At 62.2% G+C, this 18,487-nt stretch carries 17 protein-coding genes; 8 read left to right on the top strand and 9 right to left on the bottom strand.

Translation table 11 applies throughout. From position 1 onward, the window contains the following. Position 1 precedes the first annotated feature (1 nt). Positions 2-1,051, bottom strand: a complete 1,050-nt coding sequence (locus tag J2X76_RS27530) for an amidohydrolase family protein (protein WP_310220739.1) — start codon at positions 1,049-1,051, stop codon at positions 2-4. 123 nt (positions 1,052-1,174) lie between these two features. Here J2X76_RS27530 and J2X76_RS27525 point away from each other — a divergent pair, with 123 nt between their 5' ends. After that, on the top strand, positions 1,175-1,894 hold the full coding sequence (locus J2X76_RS27525; RefSeq protein ID WP_310220738.1) for a GntR family transcriptional regulator: 720 nt from the start codon (positions 1,175-1,177) through the stop codon (positions 1,892-1,894). 152 nt (positions 1,895-2,046) lie between these two features. Here the strand turns inward: J2X76_RS27525 and J2X76_RS27520 are convergent, their stop codons facing one another. The 7 genes from J2X76_RS27520 to J2X76_RS27490 all read right to left on the bottom strand — a co-directional run bounded on the left by J2X76_RS27520 (position 2,047) and on the right by J2X76_RS27490 (position 9,056). Next, a complete protein-coding gene (locus J2X76_RS27520; RefSeq protein WP_310220737.1) occupies positions 2,047-3,477 on the bottom strand; it encodes an aldehyde dehydrogenase in 1,431 nt (476 codons plus the stop codon). Between the two features lie 16 nt (positions 3,478-3,493). Next, positions 3,494-3,928 carry a heme-binding protein gene (locus tag J2X76_RS27515; protein ID WP_310220736.1) on the bottom strand — a complete coding sequence of 145 codons (435 nt, stop codon included), beginning with the start codon at positions 3,926-3,928 and terminating at the stop codon, positions 3,494-3,496. A gap of 27 nt (positions 3,929-3,955) precedes the next feature. Further along, entirely contained in the window at positions 3,956-4,723 is a 768-nt protein-coding gene (locus J2X76_RS27510; RefSeq protein ID WP_310220735.1) for an ABC transporter permease, read from the bottom strand. Then, a complete protein-coding gene (locus J2X76_RS27505) occupies positions 4,720-5,496 on the bottom strand; it encodes an ABC transporter permease subunit (RefSeq protein ID WP_310220734.1) in 777 nt (258 codons plus the stop codon). The genes J2X76_RS27510 and J2X76_RS27505 overlap by 4 nt, the downstream gene beginning before the upstream one ends. Beyond that, positions 5,493-6,317, bottom strand: coding sequence for an ABC transporter ATP-binding protein (locus J2X76_RS27500; RefSeq protein WP_405030103.1), 825 nt, complete (start codon positions 6,315-6,317; stop codon positions 5,493-5,495). The genes J2X76_RS27505 and J2X76_RS27500 overlap by 4 nt, the downstream gene beginning before the upstream one ends. 1 nt (position 6,318) lies before the next feature. Beyond that, complete coding sequence (locus J2X76_RS27495; RefSeq protein ID WP_310220733.1) at positions 6,319-8,064, bottom strand: thiamine pyrophosphate-binding protein; 1,746 nt, start codon at positions 8,062-8,064, stop codon at positions 6,319-6,321. 65 nt (positions 8,065-8,129) lie between these two features. After that, positions 8,130-9,056 (bottom strand): ABC transporter substrate-binding protein, encoded by a 927-nt coding sequence (locus J2X76_RS27490; RefSeq protein WP_310220732.1) that lies wholly within the window; start codon positions 9,054-9,056, stop codon positions 8,130-8,132. A 130-nt stretch (positions 9,057-9,186) separates the two neighbouring features. Here J2X76_RS27490 and J2X76_RS27485 point away from each other — a divergent pair, with 130 nt between their 5' ends. The 7 genes from J2X76_RS27485 (at position 9,187) to J2X76_RS27455 (ending at position 17,084) form a co-directional block, all read left to right on the top strand. Continuing rightward, positions 9,187-10,104 carry a LysR family transcriptional regulator gene (locus tag J2X76_RS27485; protein ID WP_310220731.1) on the top strand — a complete coding sequence of 306 codons (918 nt, stop codon included), beginning with the start codon at positions 9,187-9,189 and terminating at the stop codon, positions 10,102-10,104. Positions 10,105-10,193: 89 nt separating this feature from the next. Further along, positions 10,194-11,108, top strand: a complete 915-nt coding sequence (locus J2X76_RS27480; protein ID WP_310220730.1) for a LysR substrate-binding domain-containing protein — start codon at positions 10,194-10,196, stop codon at positions 11,106-11,108. A gap of 148 nt (positions 11,109-11,256) precedes the next feature. Continuing rightward, positions 11,257-12,492, top strand: coding sequence for an ABC transporter substrate-binding protein (locus tag J2X76_RS27475; protein WP_310220729.1), 1,236 nt, complete (start codon positions 11,257-11,259; stop codon positions 12,490-12,492). A 65-nt stretch (positions 12,493-12,557) separates the two neighbouring features. Next, on the top strand, positions 12,558-13,445 hold the full coding sequence (locus J2X76_RS27470) for a sugar ABC transporter permease (protein ID WP_310220728.1): 888 nt from the start codon (positions 12,558-12,560) through the stop codon (positions 13,443-13,445). Beyond that, entirely contained in the window at positions 13,442-14,329 is an 888-nt protein-coding gene (locus J2X76_RS27465) for a carbohydrate ABC transporter permease (protein ID WP_310220727.1), read from the top strand. Before J2X76_RS27470 ends, J2X76_RS27465 begins: the two co-directional genes overlap by 4 nt. A gap of 2 nt (positions 14,330-14,331) precedes the next feature. Next, positions 14,332-15,399, top strand: a complete 1,068-nt coding sequence (locus J2X76_RS27460; RefSeq protein ID WP_310220726.1) for a sn-glycerol-3-phosphate ABC transporter ATP-binding protein UgpC — start codon at positions 14,332-14,334, stop codon at positions 15,397-15,399. Next, the gene (locus J2X76_RS27455) at positions 15,399-17,084 is read left to right on the top strand and encodes a glycoside hydrolase family 3 N-terminal domain-containing protein (RefSeq protein WP_310220725.1); all 1,686 of its coding nucleotides are present in this window, start codon (positions 15,399-15,401) and stop codon (positions 17,082-17,084) included. Before J2X76_RS27460 ends, J2X76_RS27455 begins: the two co-directional genes overlap by 1 nt. Before the next feature lie 59 nt (positions 17,085-17,143). On the opposite strand, the gene J2X76_RS27450 is transcribed toward J2X76_RS27455, so the two are convergent. Further along, positions 17,144-18,274, bottom strand: coding sequence for an alpha/beta fold hydrolase (locus J2X76_RS27450; protein ID WP_310220724.1), 1,131 nt, complete (start codon positions 18,272-18,274; stop codon positions 17,144-17,146). Positions 18,275-18,487: the final 213 nt, after the last annotated feature.

Below are 18,487 nucleotides of genomic sequence, written 5' to 3'. Positions count from 1 at the left end.
ATCAAACCTCGTCCAAACCCAGGAAGGCGATCGCATTGGCAAACGTCAGACGCTCCAGCAGGGAGGCGTCCGCGAATGCTTCCTTGATGCGCGCGACGGGCTCCTTCTCGCGAAAATTGAATGGATAATCCGTGCCGAGCAGCACGCGGTCCTCGCCGAAAATGGCGACCAGCCGGCGTAGGGTCTCAGCATCGAAAACCAGTGAATCCACGTAGAGACGCCGCGCCTGAGCCGACGGCGGCTCGGGCATGATGTCCTTCACGGCCGGAAAAGCTAAATAGCCCTGCTCCAGCCGCGGCAGCAGCGAAGCGAATGTTCCGGCACCATGACTGAAGGCAATCCGCAGCTTCGGAAACGTCTGCAACAATCCTCCGGTAATGACCGACGCCGCGGCGAGCCCCACATCGGTCGGATAACCTAGCACCTGCTGAAGCGGCGCCGGCCCGACGAGCCGGTCCATGCCCGCCGGGCGCACGGCATGAACGAAGACGGCTGCGCCGAGCTTCTCGGCTTCGGCAAAGAACGGATGAAAGCGGGGATCGCCGATCACCACACCATTGATGTTGCTGCCGATTTCCACGCCGCTGAAGCCGAGTTCCCCGACAATCCGGTGCAACTCCTTGATGGACAGCTCAATATCCTGCAGCGGCAGGCCGCCGAGACCGACAAATCGGCCCCGACCTTCCGCCACGAGTGTGGCGATTGAATCGTTGACGTAGCGCACCAGATCGCAGGCGGCATCCGTCTCAATCCAGTAGCCGAACAGTTCCGGCATGGGAGACAGCGCCTGGATCTGAATTCCGGCCCTGTCCATCTCCGCCAGCCGCCGCTCGGCAACCCAGCAGGCGTTGTTCACCGTCCGATAGGGTTTGTCGTCGATCACCACGGTCGCGTGGCAGTCATCCGCAGCGATCATCGAAGGCCAACCGCAAACGCTGTGACCACCGGCGACCTCAGGGAAGCGAGCGGGAACGACGTGGCAATGCACATCGATGCCACGGCAATTGCAGCCGCTTCTGAACGAGCTCGCCCGGATATCCTCTCCGCTCACATTTTCCTCCTGTGTTAACGGTGGAATATTATACAAACTTGCGGCCGTAAAGTCAGAATTTATAAATTTTGCGATCTCGAATAATTGTGTATATAAAACGGCGGTTTGAAACGAGAGGAACGCATGGACGTCGATGCCTTGAACAAAGGGGCGGAAAGCCCGGCCACGCTGGCGACAAGCATCTACGAGCGCCTGAAGGCCGATATCCTCTCCGCGCGGCTCGAGCCGGGCAGAAAGCTGCAGCTTCGTTTTCTGATGGAGCACTACGAAGCGGGACAGACACCACTTCGCGAGGCATTGAATCGGTTGACCACGGAAGACCTCGTGATCGGCAGAGAGCAGCGCGGTTTTTTCGTCAAGCCGATAAGCCTGAAAGAACTCGGCGAGCTGACAAAGACGCGATGCTGGGTGGAAGGTCTGGCGCTCCGTGAATCCATGGGCAATGCGACGCCGGCCTGGGAGGAAGCCCTGCTGGTGGCGCATCATCGGCTGGAGCGGGCGCCGAGATCGCTGAACCCCGACCGTTTCGAGAGCAATCCGGAATGGGAACGCCTTCATCGTGCGTTCCACGCAGTGCTGATCAACGGCTGCGGTTCGCGACCGCTGATCGGCTTTTGCGAACAGCTTGCCGATCGACTAAATCGCTATCGGGCACTTTCGAGCCGCAAGGCTTTCCGTGTGCGCAAGGTCACACAGGAACATGCCGACATCCTCAAGGCGGTGATGGATCGCAATACCTACGAGGCCGTGAGACTTCTGCAGCAACACTACGAACAGACCGCGGAGTTCATACGCGCTGATCTCGAAACCAACGAAGCCGGCGACGCCACGGCACCGGCCTGAGGTTTCAAAGAACTGCCGCTATTCAGCAGCGTTTATTCCTTTGACCGTATCCGGCCCCAGCTTTTGTCGAAGGCACTGACGCCAGCTTCAAGGTTACCGGTAGAACAGGGCCGCCTCCAAGGCGGCCCTGCGACCTTCAATTGGCTCTTGGCTCAGATCGGATAATGCCCCGGCAGAGTTTCGACCGTGATCCAGCGCAGGTCCGTGAACTCGGCGATACCTGCCTGACCGCCGAAACGGCCATAGCCCGAGCCCTTCACGCCACCGAACGGCATCTGCGCCTCGTCGTGGACCGTCGGTCCGTTGACGTGGCAAATCCCCGAATTGATACGGCGCGCCACGCGCAGGCCACGGGCTGCATCGCCGGTGAAGACGGAGGCCGAAAGGCCGTATTCACTGTCATTGGCCAGTTCGATCGCATGGTCTTCATCACGCGCGCGCAGAATAGCCACGACAGGTCCGAAGCTCTCCTCGCTGTAGAGGCGCATGTCCCTGGTCACGCCGTCGACGACCGTCGCCGGCATCAGGACCCCTTCCGCAAGGCCACCCGTTGCGAGCCTTGCGCCCATGGAGACAGCGTCACTCACCAGCTCCTGGACCTTTCCCACGATCTCGATGCCGATCACGGCCCCGAGCGGCGCTTTTCCTTCCGCCGGATTGCCCGCAACGAGCGTGCCGGCTTTTACCCGGAACTTCTCGACAAATGCGTCGGCAATGGCATCGACCACAATGATGCGTTCAGTCGACATGCAGATCTGCCCCTGGTTGAAGAATGCTCCGAAGGCTGCTGCCGCGACGGCCTCGTCCAGATTGGCATCATCCAGAACCAGGAACGGGGCCTTGCCACCCAGCTCCAGCAGGACCGGCTTCAGGTGCTCCGCCGCACGCCGCGCGATGACTTTGCCGACTTCGGTCGAACCGGTGAAATTGATCCGGCGCACGGCCGGATGATCGATCAGGGCGTTGACGACTTCTGCCGCGTCTTCGGGAGCATTGGTAACAACATTCACGACGCCTTCCGGAAACCCGGCGGACTGGAAGCAGTCTACGATCAGGCTATGGACGGCCGGGCACTTTTCGGAGGCCTTGAGGACCACCGTGTTCCCGCAGGCGAGCGCAGTGGCGATAGCCCGAACGCCGAGAATGATCGGCGCGTTCCAGGGCGCAATGCCGAGGCAGACGCCCGATGCCTGACGAACCGACATGGCATGGCAGCCGGGCTTGTCCGACGGAATGACTTCGCCCTTGATCTGCGTCGTCAGTGACGCAGATTCCAGGATCATGCTCGCCGCAAGCATCACGTTGAAGCCAGCCCAGCTTGCTGTCGCTCCGGTTTCGGCCTGCATCAGCGCGATGAACTCGTCCTTCCTGGACGCAAGCGCCTGTGACGCCTTCATAAGCAATTGACGTCTGGCATTTGGTCCTGTTTCCGACCAGGCAGGAAAGGCGACCGCGGCCTTGTCGGCCGCCGCATTCGCTTCTGCCGACTTTCCCGCCTGCGCCTTGCTGGCGATCTCTCCGGTCATGGGGTTGAGGCGAACAAATTCGCCCGGAGGCGCGGAATTGGATATGGTTTGCTGCATTGGAAAATTCCTCACTTCAGTCAACGAGCTTCGGGGCAGCACGAAAGCCGGCCTTTTCGATGCCCACGATGGCGCATAGTTCATCGTTGTCGCCGATGTCACCCGAAATGCCCACTGCTCCGATGACAATGCCGGCATTGTCGAGGATCAGTACGCCGCCCGGCGACGGCACCATTCGGCCGGCACTCACGGAGGCGAGGACGGTGATGAATGCCGGGTTCTTGGCGGCGCGTTCCGTCAGCTCGCGGGTACCGAAACCCATGCCGAGCGAGCCCCAGGCCTTTCCGAAGGCGATGTCGAAGCGAACGATGCCTGCGCCGTCTTCGCGCTTGTACGCCACCAGGTGGCCGCCGGCATCGAGGACCGCGACAGCCAGCGGCGCGAGCGAACGGACGCGGCCTTCAGCCAGCGCAGCGTCGATGATCGTGGAGGCGTCGGAAAGTTTGAGCATGACAATATCCCGTCTGTTTGAGTTGAATTAGCGGCTGCTCGCCTGCCAGCGCAGCAGGCGTCGTTCGGCGACCGACAGCAGACGGCTGCCGAAAAGGCCGATAGCCCCGAGAATGACGATACCGGCGAAAAGATCGGGCGAACGGAAACTGCGGCTCGCCGCCAGAATGCTCTGGCCAAGCCCCTCCCGGCTTGCAAGCATCTCGCCGACGACAGCCAAAATGAGGGAAATGGTGAGACCGAGCCGCAGGCTGGCGAGGATCATCGGCATCGCGCTCGGCAATGCGAGTTTCCAGATCACTTGCGCGCGGTTGAGGCCAAGCACTTCGCTGACCTCATAGAGACGCGGCTCCATGGCGGCAAAACCATGAATGGTCGCGAGCAGCATCGGCCAGAGGGCGCCGAATGCGATGACCACCAGGACCATGTTGTCGGAGAAGCCCAGGAACGCGATCGCGACCGGTATCATGGCAGAGGCCGGGAGCGGCCGCAGCAGCTCAAGTGTCGGGGCAATAAACGTTCGCGCCCGTTTCGATACGCCGACCAGCGCGCCGAAAAGGATGCCGACGAAAGAAGCAAGAAGCCAGCCGAGCAACATGCGTTTCACCGTCTCGAACGTCTGCGAGAGAAGCGGTCCTCCGGAGAGCCCTTTCACGAGCGCCGCATATGTCCGTTCTGGGCCAGGAAAGAAGACGGGCGAGACGAGCTTGGCGTCAGTGACGAGCTTCCAGAGCAATATGAAGGCTGCCAGCCCCCCGACACCCAGTACCAGCTTGCGCAGAGGGAGTGCCATCATCGGCCCTCCCCGTTGACGAATGCCGGAAAGAAAGTGCGCTGGGCCGCATTCAAAAGAACGCTGATGAGCCAGCCGACGGCACCGATCCAGATCAGATAGGCGAACATTTCCGCCGGCCTCAGCGCCTGCTGCGCCATCATGATGCCGTAACCCAATCCAAGCGGGTTGGCGGTGATCTCGACAGTGACGGCGACGACCAGCGCATACCCGGCCGCGAGCTTCAGTGACATGAAAAGCTGCGGCAGGATGGCCGGCAGCACGATTTTCCACACCCGTGCCGCGAAACCGAGCTGGAGCACGTTCGATACTTCCATCAATCGCGGCTCGACCTCCTTGACCGCCGCGCGTGCGAGTACAACGGAGGGCCACAGCATGCCGAGCGCGATGATGACGATTTCCATCTCCGCGCCGAAGCCGAGCAGCATCATGACAACCGGGATCAGCGCAACGACGGGGACCGGACGCAACAGTTCGATGGTAAGATCGAGCACGTCATCGGCGATCCGAAAAAGTCCGAGTACGATACCAAGCAGCGACCCGGCTCCGACGCCCAGAAGACAACCCGCGGCGGCCGCTTTCAACGTATCGGCCGTCGCCTTGAGCAGCGTGCCGTCGCCCATCACGGAGACGAAAGCCTTTGCGATGTCGACCGGGCTTGCCAGGCTGTCGCTTTCCAGCTGCGTGACGGTTGCCGCCACTTGCGCCAGGACGATGAGCGCGACCGGCAGCGCCGCCGCGCGACAGCCGTTCTTCAGCACGGCAGCCGCGCTCATTGGTGGTCGTCCTTGATGAGATCGTAAAGCTCGCGGCGCAGGCGCAGGAATTCCGGATCCTCGCGCGTCAGAAGCTGGTCGCGCGGTCGTGCCAGCGATACGTCGACGATACGGCCGACGCGGCCCGGATTGGGTTGGAGGCAGACGATCCGGTCACCGAGATAGATCGCCTCCTCGAGATCGTGGGTGACAAACACCATGGTCGCGCCGGTCGTGGCGACCAGCCCAAGCACCTCATCCTGCAGCGCCTGCCGGGTCATCGCATCGAGCGCGCCGAAAGGCTCGTCCATCAAAAGCACTTTCGGCTCCTGCGCCAGACAGCGGGCAATTTGCAGGCGCTGCTGCATGCCCCCGGACATTTCGCGCGGATATTTCTCGGCATGCTGGCCGAGGCCGATCTTTCCCAGAAGATCGCGGACAATCGCCGAACGTTCCTTCGCCGGGCAGCCACGCGCCTCGAGCGCCAGCGATACGTTTCCGGCCGCCGTGCGCCAGGGCAACAGCGCCTTTCCATAATCCTGGAAGACGATCGCGACGGAGCGATTTGGCCCGCCGAGAACCGACCCCTCGAGTTCGACGCCGCCGGATGTCGGTCTGGCGAGGCCGGCGAGCATGCGCAGCAAGGTGGTCTTGCCGCAGCCGGACGGCCCGATGACAGATATCGTCTCGCCGGGTGCGATATCGAGGCTGATCCCGCCGATGATCTGCAGCGAGCCATAGGAGAGCGTGACGTCGCGGATGCGAATTCGCGGCTCGCCGGATCGCGGGGCCGAATGGCCGGCGCCAAGCCGTGGACGGGTGGAAAGCTGGGTCACGACCACATCACGCTCCTTTCACCAGCGCGGCATGAGGGCCGCCACCCGCACCCTTCTGGAAACCGTAGGCATTCATTTTTGCGAAATAGGGCATGCTCGGATGGGCCTCGAAACGGACGTGGCAGTCTATAACCGCCGGCAGGCCGGAAGCGATAGCGCGTTCGAGCGCGGGGCCAATCTCGTCCACGCTGGCAACGCGTTCGCCGTGGCAGCCGAAGCCGCGGGCCACGTCCGCATAATCGATGCCATCGAGATCCGCACCGAACGAGAAGTCGTAGCTCTTCTGCTGCCCCATCTTGATGACGCCCCAGGAAGCGTTGTTGTGGATGATGTTAATGATCGGCAGGCCGTAACGCCGCGCCGTATCCAGTTCCGAAAGCGTGAAGCCGAAAGCACCGTCTCCGCAGATGTTGAAAACCGGCCGATCCGGGTGAAGCAACTTGAGCGCCACCGCATAGGGAGTGCCGAATCCGAGCTGGCACATGCCCGGCTCATGGAAGCGGGTTCGCTCGACGGTCGCCGGCGTCAGATCGTTGCTCCAGAAGGACGTATGCCCGCCGTCGTAGGCGATCAGCGCATCCGCCGGCAGGAGTTTTCCGAGTGCCGTGCCGAGACGGGCTGGATGCATGATCGCCCCGTCGTCCTTGGCCATTCGCTCGAGCTTACCGCGATAGCCTGCATAGATGCCGCGCAGGCGGTCGAGCCATTCCGACCGCTGCGGCATGGCGCGGCCCCTGAGGGCCGCTAGGAGGTCGGCGAGGGCGCTTTTCGCATCGGCCCAGATACCCAGGGCGTGCGCCGCATTCGCGCCGAGGCTCATCGCGTCGATATTGATATTGATGAGGCGCGCGTCACCCTTGGCGAGAGCCCCGCCCTCATCCCAGAGCCAGGACGAGAAGCGGCAGCCCACCGCCAGCACGACGTCCGCCTCCGCGAACGCCGCGGGAATGGCGTCTCCGCCGATAATGCCGCCGTGGCCGATGAAGAAGGGGGAATCCGACGGGACCGTTCCGATCCCCATTTGCGTCGCGAACGCGGGCGCCTTCATTTCAGCGACGAGCTCGCGGAACAGGACGCCGCCATTCGCGGAGACGACGCCGCCGCCCGCCACCAGAACCGGGCGTTTCGCGGCAGCCAGCATCTCCGCCGCTCGGGCGATCTGTGCCGCAGACGCGCGGGGGCCTTCAACGGCGCGATAGCCCTCCGGGGTTACGGAAAGCGCTTCTTCATCGAAATCGAACCGAGAGGTGAAGATTTCCTGCGGCACGTCGAGATGGACAGGTCCGCGTCGCCCCGTCAGTGCCTGGCGGAATGCGTCGCGGACGAGATCCGGCAAGCGGCGCCCGTCATGGACGACAGCGCTCCACTTGGTAAGCGGCTTCAGCAGCGCGTGCGTATCGAGATCCATGAACATGCCGCGGTTCGGATAGGATGCGGCCTGGTGGTTGTTCGAGGTGACGAGCAGAAGCGGCAGGTTGTTGTTGAAGGCCGTGCCGAGGCCGCCGACCAGGTTGGAAGAACCCGGCCCCATCTCGCCGAGCGCCACGCAGATCCGCCCGCTGGCCGCCGCGACGGCTGCCCCCATCAGGGGACCGCATGCCTCGTGGCGCACGCCGAGATAGCGGATCGACGGCTCGCGGGAAATCGCATGGAGAAGTGGGTTCAATTTGCCGCCAGCGATGCCGAAGACAAACGGAACGGCTTCCGGAACGAGCAAACGGGTCAGCGCCTCGGCGCCGGTCATCTGGACCATGATGTCACCTGTAAAAACTGGAAGCATGGCCGGGGAACATCACCGTGCACCCCGGCCCTTTCGGCTCAGGGCGCGATCAGCCCGGCGGTATCGATCTTGCCGGTCAACATGCCGCCTTCGCGCATGGCCTTGTCGAAATAGTCGAGGGCGGCCTTGCTCGGTACCGTCTTGCATTCCGGCAGTTCGATCTTGTTCAGGACCTCCACCGGCAGGCGGGTATATTTGGACACGATTTCGCGGGTTTTGCCCTGGTTCGCCGCCACATAGCCTACCGCCTCGGCGAAGGCCGTGCGGAAGGACTTGATCGTACCGGCATTCGCCTTCGCCCATTCCCGGGTGGCGACGAAAGTCGTATAGGGCAGGTTTTCCGGGATTTCCGACATGTAGTTGAAGGCGACCTTGCCGTTCGACTGGCTGACGGCGCGGCCGAGCGAAGGCTCGCCGGCGATGATCGCATCGATCGTGCCGCCCTTCAGGACGTCGGCCGTGTTCGGAATCGGCACCTCGATGAAGGTAATGCTCTTTTCCGGCACGTTCTTCTGCTTCAGCCACTGGCGGAAAAGAATGTCCAGAGTACCGCCGATGCTCGGCGTGCCGACCTTCTTGCCCTTGATATCCTCGGGCTTGCTGATCTCGACGCCGCCGCGCACTGCAAGGCCGACATTGGTTGCCGTGCGGGGAGCGGTGACGCCGCAATTTGCGACGACGACGAGATCGATGCCGCTGTCGACCGCCTGCAGCAGCACGGTCGGCGAGACGGCGACGATCTGGTGCGAGCCGGCCACCAGCGCCGCCACCAGCGTCTGGTTGGAGCCGGTCGGCAGGAACTCCACATTCAGGCCGTTCTTCTCGAACATGCCCTCGTCCTTCGCCACGAACGCGGCTTCCACTTCGGCGATCGGCGGCGTGCCGACGGCGATCCTGGTCTGGGCCCAGGACGGGGCCGCTCCGGCCATGGCGACACTGGCAATGAGAATTGCGCGTTTGAGCATGAATACCTCCTCGAATATGGCTCCTCAACCCATCGCGACTATTCCAACTGCGTACCTCTTCATCAATAGACAGGATGGCAGTTCAGATATAACCTGAAATGCATATCTCATCGGAACGGGAGGCGAGACGATGAACCTCCGGAAGTGGGAGTATTTTCTGAAGGCCGCCGAATTCGGCAACCTTTCGCGCGTCGCGGAAAAGCTGGATATCTCGCAACCGGCGCTGAGCCGCCAGATCGCCGCACTCGAGCAGGAAATAGGCACGGCGCTCTTCCAGCGCACCGGCCGCGGCCTGACGTTGACGCCGGCCGGCGAGATCTTCCGGGTCAGGGCCGAAGCGATCATGGAAGAGATCGAACGCGTTCCGGAAGAAGTAATGCATGCGGCCGACACGCCATCGGGCCGGCTCGCCTTCGGAGCGCCGCCGTTCATGGGGCGGGTGCTGACTGGCGAACTGGTGGCGAGTTATGTCGAAGCCTTTCCGCATGTGCGACTGCGCGTGCGGGGTGCCCATTCCTTCCAGCTACGCGAGGCGATCTTCTTCCGCGACATCGATATCGGTATCCTGGCCGCGCCGCTGACCGAGCCGGACCTGCACACCGAACCTCTCCTGCAGGAACAGCTCTACCTGGTCGGACCAGCCGGCAGCGACCTGACGCCCGACCGGCCGATCACGCTGGACATGGTGGCCGACCGGCCGCTGATCCTGACGCCGCGTCCGGACGGCCTGCGAACCCTGATCGAAACGGAGTTCGCGCGCATCGGTCGCCGCGCAAGGGTGGCAGTGGAAACCGAATATGCACCGATGGACGACCTCATCCGCCGCCGGGTGGGCTTTACGATCATGCCTTTCTGCGGGATGGTCAACTCGCCGCTGACCAGACTTGCCTGGGCGCCGATAGAGGGGCTTTCCGTCACCTGGCTGATCGCGCTGCTGCAGAATTCGGAGCGGTCGCTGGCAGCCAGGCGCTTCGTGGAAATGCTGCTGGCCTCCACGAAGGAGAACATCAGGTCGGGCCGGTGGGAAGCGACGTTTCTCGGCAAATGACTTCGGGCTCAGCCTGACCCAGGCGTAGTTGTCGCCGCCGGCCCCAGGCTATAACAGGTTCTGAAAACCGAGCTGCCTATCTGGATATCATGGATCTCGAACCGCGACTGCTTCGCTATCTGCTTGCCATAGACCGCGCAGGGTCTTTCCAGAAGGCCGCGGAGGCGCTTGGCATCTCGCAGCCGGCGCTGTCCGTCAGCATCGCGCGGCTCGAAGACATCACCCGCATGCATCTCGTCGACCGCGGCCGGTTCGGCGCCATCCTGACCGATACGGGCAGGATCCTGATCCGCCACGCCGAAAGCATCGAGGCCATTCTTCAGCTTGCCCAAAAGGAACTCGAAGCGCGGCGGCGCGGAGCCGAAGGCCCTTTGCGCGTCGGCGGAACCCCTCTTGCGACGGGCAGCATCCTGCCCCGGGTCATCGCCCAAGTCCTCAGGGAGAGCGGTAGCGCTGCGGTGACAGTCACCGAGGGCACCGACGAAGAACTCATGGCGCGGCTTCTCACGCATGAACTCGATCTGGTCATCTCCAATGTCGGGCAGAGGCCGACACCTGAAGGCGTGGAAGAGATCCCGCTTTTCACCGCACGCTCCGTCATCGTGGTCAGGGCGGGGCATCCGCTGGCGGGCAGGGACAGGGTTTCGCTTGTCGATCTGGCCGGCTCCACCTGGGTCATGCCGCCACCAGGCGGCGCCTTCCGCAAGCAGATCGAAGCCCTGTTCACGACCAATGGGATCCCCTTCCCCGCCAATCTCGTCGAGGCGGCGCCTTTCAGTGTGCTGAAGGCGATCGTCGAGCGATCCGACGGCGTCAGCATTCTTTCGGATCAGTTTCTGCGCGACGAAATCCGGCGCGGCATACTCACCGCAATTCCGCTCGCGGAACATATCGCCACGCGACAGTTCGCGATGCAGAAAATTGCCGGCCGGCAGCTTAATCTGCTCGGACAGCGTTTCGTATCTGCCGCGCGGGATCTGGCCACGGAAACCGATGCGGAGTGAAATGCCAGTCCACGCGCTGGCTCCGGGACCGCGAAAGCAGCCGCAATATCCATAAGCTCAGATTATAATCATCGTTAATTCCATTATTTGACGAATGGAATGTTGCGACGATAGGGTTCTGCCTGGATTTCAGGAGGAGGGAGCGACATTGATTTCCAAATTGCTTCTCGCAGCGACCACCGCCACGGCACTCTGCATCGCAGCATCCGCGAGCGCACAGGAGGTGAAGGGCGAAGTGATCCACCAATGGACCTCGGCGGCCGAATCCGCCGGCGTCAAGGTTCTGGCCCAGAAATTCACCGAACTCGGCGGAACATGGGTGGACAATGCCATTTCGGGGGGCCCGAACGCCCGTTCGACGGCCGTCAACCGCGTCGTCGGCGGCAATCCGCCAGCCGCCATGCTGTTCAACACCGGCGCCCAATTCGTGGAACTGCAGAACAACGCACTGCTGCGCGATCTGACGGCGACCGCAAAGGCTGACAACTGGCAGAACAAAATGCCGGCGGCCCTCCTGAACTCGGGCATCGTCGATGGCGAGATCTGGGCGCTTCCGATCTCCGGCAACGGCGCCAACTGGTTCTGGTTCAACAAGCCGATCCTCGACAAGATCGGGGTCGCGAAACCCAAGACCTGGGACGAGGTTTTCGCCGCGCTCGACAAGGCCAAGGCTGCTGGTCTCACGCCGTTCACGCCATCCGGCGAGCCGCGCTGGCAGCGGCTGATGTTCAATGCCGTCGTTCTGGGGGTCGCAGGGCGAGAGACCTATGACGCCGTCATCTACAAGCGCGACGCCTCCGCCGTTCGTGGCGAGAAATTCAAAGCCGCCGTCAAGGTCTTCGAAAAGCTCAGGGATTACGCCGATGCCGGCACCCCGGGACGTTCCTGGCCGGATTCGACCAATCTGGTGATTTCCGGCAAGGCCCTGATGACGCAGGGCGGCACCTGGCTGAACGGTGCCTTTGCGGCCGCTGGAAAGACGGCCGGCACGGACTACGAATGCGCCATCATCAACCCCGATCAGGGCATGGTGATTTCAGGTGACGTGTTCCTCTTCCCGGAACCGAAGAATGCGGCGATGACCAAGGCGCAGGACCTGCTCCTCAAGGCCTTTGCTGACGTTCCGACCCAAACGGCCTTCGCAGTCGCCAACGGCACGATCCCGATCCTCAAGGGCGCAGATACGTCCAAGCTCAACCCGTGCATTGCGGAAGCATCCCGCTTTTTCAACGATCCCAAGCTGTCCACCGGCAGTGACCAGATGATGTTCACGCCAGCGATCGTCGGTGCCGTCGAAGATGCGATCACCCGCTTCTCGACCAGGGGCGGTCTGACCGCCGAGCAGTTCATCGAGGCCTATGCAAAGGGGCTCTCCGCGAGCTGATCCCAACGATCGGGGGAGCGCGTCTCGGCGCCTCCCCCGAATGACCAGATATTCGGAGTCCCATCGTGTTCGTGAGGTCGCCTTCAAGCAGTCGCCTTCAGGCGACCCTGACGCTTGTCCCCGTCGCATTCGTCGTCCTGTCCGTTTATGTCGGCGGCGTTCTTTGGGCGGCGGGTATATCCTTCACCCGGTCCTCGATGCTGCCGAACTACAGGTTCGCGGGCCTTGCGCAGTATATCAATCTGTTCTCGAATGCCCGCTGGCAGGTCTCGCTCGGCAACATGGTGCTGTTCGCGTCGATCTTCATTCCGGTCACCCTGCTCATCGGCTATTCGATGGCCGCGATGATCAACCGCGGCGTGCGCGGTGAAAATGCCCTCCGGACGATCTACCTCTATCCGTTCGCCATGTCCTTCATAGTCACCGGCCTCGTCTGGCGCTGGCTGCTCGATCCGAATTTCGGTATTGCCGACGTGGCGCGCAAGCTCGGTTTCGAGAACGCCTCGTTCGACTGGATCGTCAATGCGGACATGGCGATCTTCACCATCATCATCGCGGCGGTCTGGCATTCGGCCGGCCTCGTCATGGTCGTCCTGCTCGCGGGCCTTCGCGGCGTCGACGACGACCTGTGGAAGGCGATCCGGATCGAGGGCATACCCGTCTGGAAGGCGCATCTCTACATCATCGTGCCGAGTATCGGCACAAGCATTGCGACAGCCTTGGTGCTGATGTCGCTCACGGTCGTGCGCCTGTTCGATGTCGTCGTCGCCATGACCGGCGGCGGTCCGGGCATCGCCACGGACGTGCCGGCCAAATTCATCATCGACCACATGTTCGAACGCCAGCAGGTCGGCCTCGCCTCTGCCGCCGCCACGACGCTGCTTCTTCTCGTCCTCGCCGTCGCCGTGCCGCTTCTCATTCTCAAGAACCGCCGCAAGGGAGGCGCACGATGAAGCCCGCAAACGCTCTCATCCGCCGCAAGACGCTTTCAGCGCCGCTTTCCCGCGTGCTGGTCTACCTGCTGCTGATCGTCATCGCGGTCGTGGTACTCCTGCCGCTCTATGTGATGATCGTCACGGCGTTCAAGTCGATGGAGGAGATCCGTTCAGGCACTCTTCTCTCCCTGCCGCATGCTTTCGGCTTCGAGCACTGGTGGAAGGCGTGGAATTCGGCCTGCACGGGCCTGCGCTGCGAAGGTCTGAAGGTCGGTTTCGTGAATTCCTTCCTGATCACCGTTCCAAGCTTGGTACTGGCGATCGCCGCCGGCGCGGTGACCGGTTACGCGCTGAGTTTCTGGCGGGTGCGTTTCGCCAACGTGCTGTTCACGGTCATGCTGATCGGAGGGTTCTTCCCTTACCAGGTGCTGATCTATCCGCTTGTCCGCATCACCTCGACTGTCGGCCTGTTCAATTCGCTCGCCGGCGTGATCTTCGTGCATGTCGTATTCGCGCTGCCGGTCGTGACGCTGCTGTTCCGCAATTATTTCGCGTCCATTCCGATCGATCTCTTCAAGGCCGCTCGCGTCGATGGCGCGGGTTACTGGCGGTTCTTCTTCTCCATCCTGCTGCCGATGTCGGTTCCGATGATCGCCGTCGCCGGCATACTGCAGGTCACCTTCATCTGGAACGACTACATCGTCGGTCTCGTGTTCGGCGGCATCAACTATGCGCCGATGACCGTCCAGCTCAACAATATCGTGCACTCCACCTACGGTGAACGGGAATACAACGTCGAGATGGCGGCGACGCTTCTCACCTCGATCATCCCCCTTCTCGTCTACTTCACGTCGGGCCGCTGGTTTGTTCGCGGCGTGGCATCCGGCGCCGTGAAAGGCTAATCATGACAGGCGTACAGGTTCGAAACCTCGGGATCCGCTACGGGCAGGTCGAGGTCCTGAAAGGCATTGACCTCGACATTCCCGCATCGGAATTCATCGTGCTGCTCGGCCCTTCCGGCTGCGGCAAGTCCACGCTCCTGAACGCGATCGCCGGCCTCCAGGATGTCGCCGAAGGGCAGATCCTGATCGGCGGCCACGACATGACCAATGTCGAACCGAAAAACCGCGGCATCGCCATGGTCTTCCAGTCTTATGCACTTTATCCCCGCATGAGCGTGCGCGGCAATCTCAGCTTCGGCCTGAAGGTGGCCAAGATTGCAAAGCCGGAGATCGAAAAGCGCGTCGCACATGTCGCGAAAATGCTGCAGATCGAGCCTTTGCTCGACCGCAAGCCGGCCGAACTGTCCGGCGGCCAGCGGCAGCGCGTCGCGATCGGCCGTGCCGTGGTGCGCGATGCGGGCGTCTTCCTGTTCGACGAGCCGCTCTCCAACCTCGACGCCCAGCTCCGTTCGGACCTGCGCGTCGAGATCAAACGGCTTCACCAGCGCCTCAAGTCCACCATGGTCTACGTTACCCATGACCAGATCGAGGCGATGACGCTGGCCGACCGCATCGTGGTGATGAAGGACCGGATCATCCAGCAGCAGGGCACGCCCGACGAAATCTACAACAGGCCGGCGAACACGTTCGTCGCCCGCTTCGTTGGTTCGCCCGCGATGAATTTCCTGGACGGCACGATCGGCGGCGGTCATGCGATCATCGATGGACAGGCCGTCCCTATTGCCGCAGCCATCTCCGCGCCGCTCTCCGACGGTCGGCCGGTGATTGTCGGCATTCGCCCCGAGGACATGACAATCCATACCGATGACAGCGGCTCCGGCCTGGCGGTCGAGATCGACGTCGTCGAGCCGATGGGTCCGGAAAAGCTCGTCTGGTGCAAGCGGAGCGATATCGGCCTTTCGGTAAAGGCGCCCTCCTCCATCAGCGTGATGCCGGGCGACCGGGTGCGGCTCCGCCTCGCAGAGGAAAAGCTTCACATCTTCGACAAGGAAACTGGAAAGCGCATATGATGACCGGACATATTGTAAAGAAGCTTGCGGGTCATCCCTTCCATCTGGATGACGAAGGCGTTGCCTGGGTCCAGTCGACATTCGACACATTGTCGCTGGACGAAAAGCTTGGCCAGATCGTGCTGCCGCTCTGCCGCGACCTCTCTCCTGAAAGTCTGTCCGTCCCGCTTTCGCGCCATGTCGGTGGCGTCCACCGCATGCCATCGCGTTCCGAGCAGGAACTTCGGGCAAGCGCGGAATTCCTGCAGTCGCGCACTGCGATCCCGCTGCTGATGACCTGCGACATCGAGTTTTCCGAAAAGAGCAGCGTCGCAGCGGGAACCCCCTATCCTAACCAGATGACCATCGCCGCCACGGGCGATCCCGAACAGGCCCGCCGCATGGGCGTGGTCGCGGGCAGCGAGGGGGGGTACCTCGGCTTCAACGCCTCCTGGACACCGGTTGCGGATCTCGCCGTCAATTTTCGCTCGAACGTGGTCAATACCCGCTCGTTCGGATCGGACGTTGCGACCGTCATGGCGATGACGGCGGCCTACCAGGAAGGCGCACGTTCGGCGGGATTTGCGAGCTGCGTCAAGCACTGGCCGGGCGACGGCCTCGACGACCGCGACCAGCATTTCGCGACGACCCACAACACGATGTCGATGGCCGAATGGCGCGACACGTTCGGCAAGATCTACGCCGATGCCATCGCCAGGGGCGTCCAGGTGGTCATGGCCGGCCACATCACGCTTCCCGCCTATACCGCCGAGCTCGGCGCGGCCGCTCGCAGCCCCGCCCATATGCCGGCAACGCTCAACTTCGATCTCTGCACCACCCTGCTTCGGGACGAATTGGGCTTTAATGGTCTCGTTGTTTCAGACGCGTCCGGCATGGTCGGTTTCAATGCCCGCGGCGCTCGACGTGAACTCGTGCCGCTCTGCATCGCAGCCGGTTGCGATATCCTCCTCTTTCCCGACGATCTCGACGAAGACCTTGGCCACCTGAAATCAGGCCTCCAAAACGGCTCCCTGAGCGAGTCGCGTGTCGACGAGGCCGTCCTGCGCGTCCTCGCCCTCAAGGCATCGCTGAAGCTGCACCGGACGGGTGGCCATCTGCCGTCCGAGGCGGATCGCTCCCGTTTCCTGGGCGGCTCCGAACATGCCGGATGGTCGATGGCGGCGGCCGAAGCCGGAATCACGCTGGTCAAGGATACGCAGGCGCTGCTGCCCCTCGACCCGGGCCGCCACAAACGCATTCTGCTGGCGCAGCTCGACAGCCGGATGAGCCCGTCCGGTCCCCTGCCGCAGCTCCAGTTCGCCGACCTCATGCGCGAACGCGGCTTCGACGTGACCCTTTACAGAAAAGGCGACGAGATCGATGCAGCCGCCCACGACATCGGCATGTATCTGCTGGCCGAGGAAGGCGTGTCCGCCAAGGAAAACCTCGGACCGCACTGGGAAGACCTTCACGGTCTTTTCCCGCATTCGATGGACCGGCTCTGGGATTATCTCCCGACGCTCTATGTTTCGCTCGGCACGCCTTTCCTTCTCTACCACATGCCGGAATGTAAGACCTTCGTAAACGGCTACGCCGCGGTGCCGCCGGTCCAGAAAGCGCTGGTGGCGGCGCTACTCGGCTATATTCCCTTCGCCGGAAAGAGCCCGGTCGATCCGACATGCGGCTTGGCCGAGGCTCTTCTTTGAGTCGCTTTTGACGAGGCAATTCATCTCGTTGGGGCGATGGGCGGAGCTGGGTGCGGCGCCTATCGCGGTGAGCCGATTACACTTCCCGCCACGCGAAACGGGCTGGAGACCACAGTACCGGCTGCGCCAAACACAAAGGCACCGACATCAGCGGCACTCGATCGCCGGCCGGTTTCGAAGTTGGCAAGCTGGGCTCCAAACTTGGCGAGGGATGCGTAGCGGTCATGACCCAATCCATCCGAGCCTGGGACCGAGGTAATGTCGATGACCCGCAGCCCCCCTTTCAAGGCGGCCTCCCGGATAATGGGATCGTCGATATCGACACGTCCGACGCGCGGTCGCTCCCCCGCTATAAAACTCGAAGCCACAAGGGCGCGGTCGTCCTTCGAAACGAGAAGAGAGATAGGGGTCGTCATTCTGCCGATGTCATTCAGTTGAGACCGGAATACATCGACATCGATATCAGGGGCAGCGAGTATGACCGTGAGCTTGTCGAGGACATCGTCGCGGTGCTGCAGTTTGAGCTCGCGTACCGTTTCCATGACCAGGAACCCGCCCATGCTGTGTCCGAAAAGAACGATGCGCTTCACCTTGCCGGGAGCCGACAGCGATTTTACGAGGGAATCGAGCTCGCCGCGCGAGTACAAGGCTGCGTCTCTATCGGCGACATATCCGGCGACCGCCGCCGCCGAAGGCCAGGAGAACAGGATCGGAGCAGCCGGCATTTTCGCATCGGCGGCTATTTGCGCCGTCCTGAACAGGGCTTCCTGATAGCTGTAGTTGTAACCGTGCACGAAAATTCCGACCGTGCCGTCAAACTGCGCCGAACGGATCGCCTCCTGCACGAACCCATCTTTCTGAAGCTGCTTTCGCCGGGTCACCAGAAACTGTCGCTCAGGGTTCGGTTTCGATGTCGGATAGGTGATGATCGTGCTTTTTCTATCGAGAGGAACAGAAAAGGCATATTGCTCGTATGTCATGTCCTCCGCCCAGGTGCTCCCGAATCCGCCTTGCGCGGCATCTCCTTTTCTGTTTGTCGCGGTCAAAATGGTGACCGCCTGCGAGGTGCCTTGATCTACATGAACCGGATTCAAGACATCGGGGGATGGCCTACTGGCGCAACCCGCCAGGAAAACCATGCCCACTGCAATCATGATGTAGGGCTTCGTTTTTGAAAAACGCTTTGTCATGAATTCTCACTTCAGTGAAGCCAAGGGGATTGGCTGTTTCGAGGCATTCCGTCGCCCTGATGGAGGTCGGCGATACAGCGCTGATATCCCGCCGTGCAAATCCCCTCATCGATACCGTCTGAAACAACGGTTGCGAGCACATCACCGATGCGGGCGATGGCTGAAGATAAGATCGCGATCGCTGTCACGACGGCCGGATGACATAGTCTTCGC

The sequence above is a fragment of the Neorhizobium sp. 2083 genome, from assembly GCF_031455615.1.
Classification (GTDB): domain Bacteria; phylum Pseudomonadota; class Alphaproteobacteria; order Rhizobiales; family Rhizobiaceae; genus Neorhizobium.
Note: the sequence above shows the minus strand (reverse complement) of the source record. Positions and strands in the feature narration are given on the sequence as shown.

Coding starts and splice junctions, on each gene's coding strand:
- J2X76_RS27455 (WP_310220725.1), top strand. CDS start 15,399: ATGACCGGACATATTGTAAAGAAGCTTGCGGGTCATCCCTTCCATCTG.
- J2X76_RS27480 (WP_310220730.1), top strand. CDS start 10,194: ATGGATCTCGAACCGCGACTGCTTCGCTATCTGCTTGCCATAGACCGC.
- J2X76_RS27490 (WP_310220732.1), bottom strand. CDS start 9,056: ATGCTCAAACGCGCAATTCTCATTGCCAGTGTCGCCATGGCCGGAGCG.
- J2X76_RS27495 (WP_310220733.1), bottom strand. CDS start 8,064: ATGGTCCAGATGACCGGCGCCGAGGCGCTGACCCGTTTGCTCGTTCCG.
- J2X76_RS27460 (WP_310220726.1), top strand. CDS start 14,332: ATGACAGGCGTACAGGTTCGAAACCTCGGGATCCGCTACGGGCAGGTC.
- J2X76_RS27520 (WP_310220737.1), bottom strand. CDS start 3,477: ATGCAGCAAACCATATCCAATTCCGCGCCTCCGGGCGAATTTGTTCGC.
- J2X76_RS27450 (WP_310220724.1), bottom strand. CDS start 18,274: ATGACAAAGCGTTTTTCAAAAACGAAGCCCTACATCATGATTGCAGTG.
- J2X76_RS27465 (WP_310220727.1), top strand. CDS start 13,442: ATGAAGCCCGCAAACGCTCTCATCCGCCGCAAGACGCTTTCAGCGCCG.
- J2X76_RS27515 (WP_310220736.1), bottom strand. CDS start 3,928: ATGCTCAAACTTTCCGACGCCTCCACGATCATCGACGCTGCGCTGGCT.
- J2X76_RS27505 (WP_310220734.1), bottom strand. CDS start 5,496: ATGAGCGCGGCTGCCGTGCTGAAGAACGGCTGTCGCGCGGCGGCGCTG.
- J2X76_RS27525 (WP_310220738.1), top strand. CDS start 1,175: ATGGACGTCGATGCCTTGAACAAAGGGGCGGAAAGCCCGGCCACGCTG.
- J2X76_RS27510 (WP_310220735.1), bottom strand. CDS start 4,723: ATGATGGCACTCCCTCTGCGCAAGCTGGTACTGGGTGTCGGGGGGCTG.
- J2X76_RS27485 (WP_310220731.1), top strand. CDS start 9,187: ATGAACCTCCGGAAGTGGGAGTATTTTCTGAAGGCCGCCGAATTCGGC.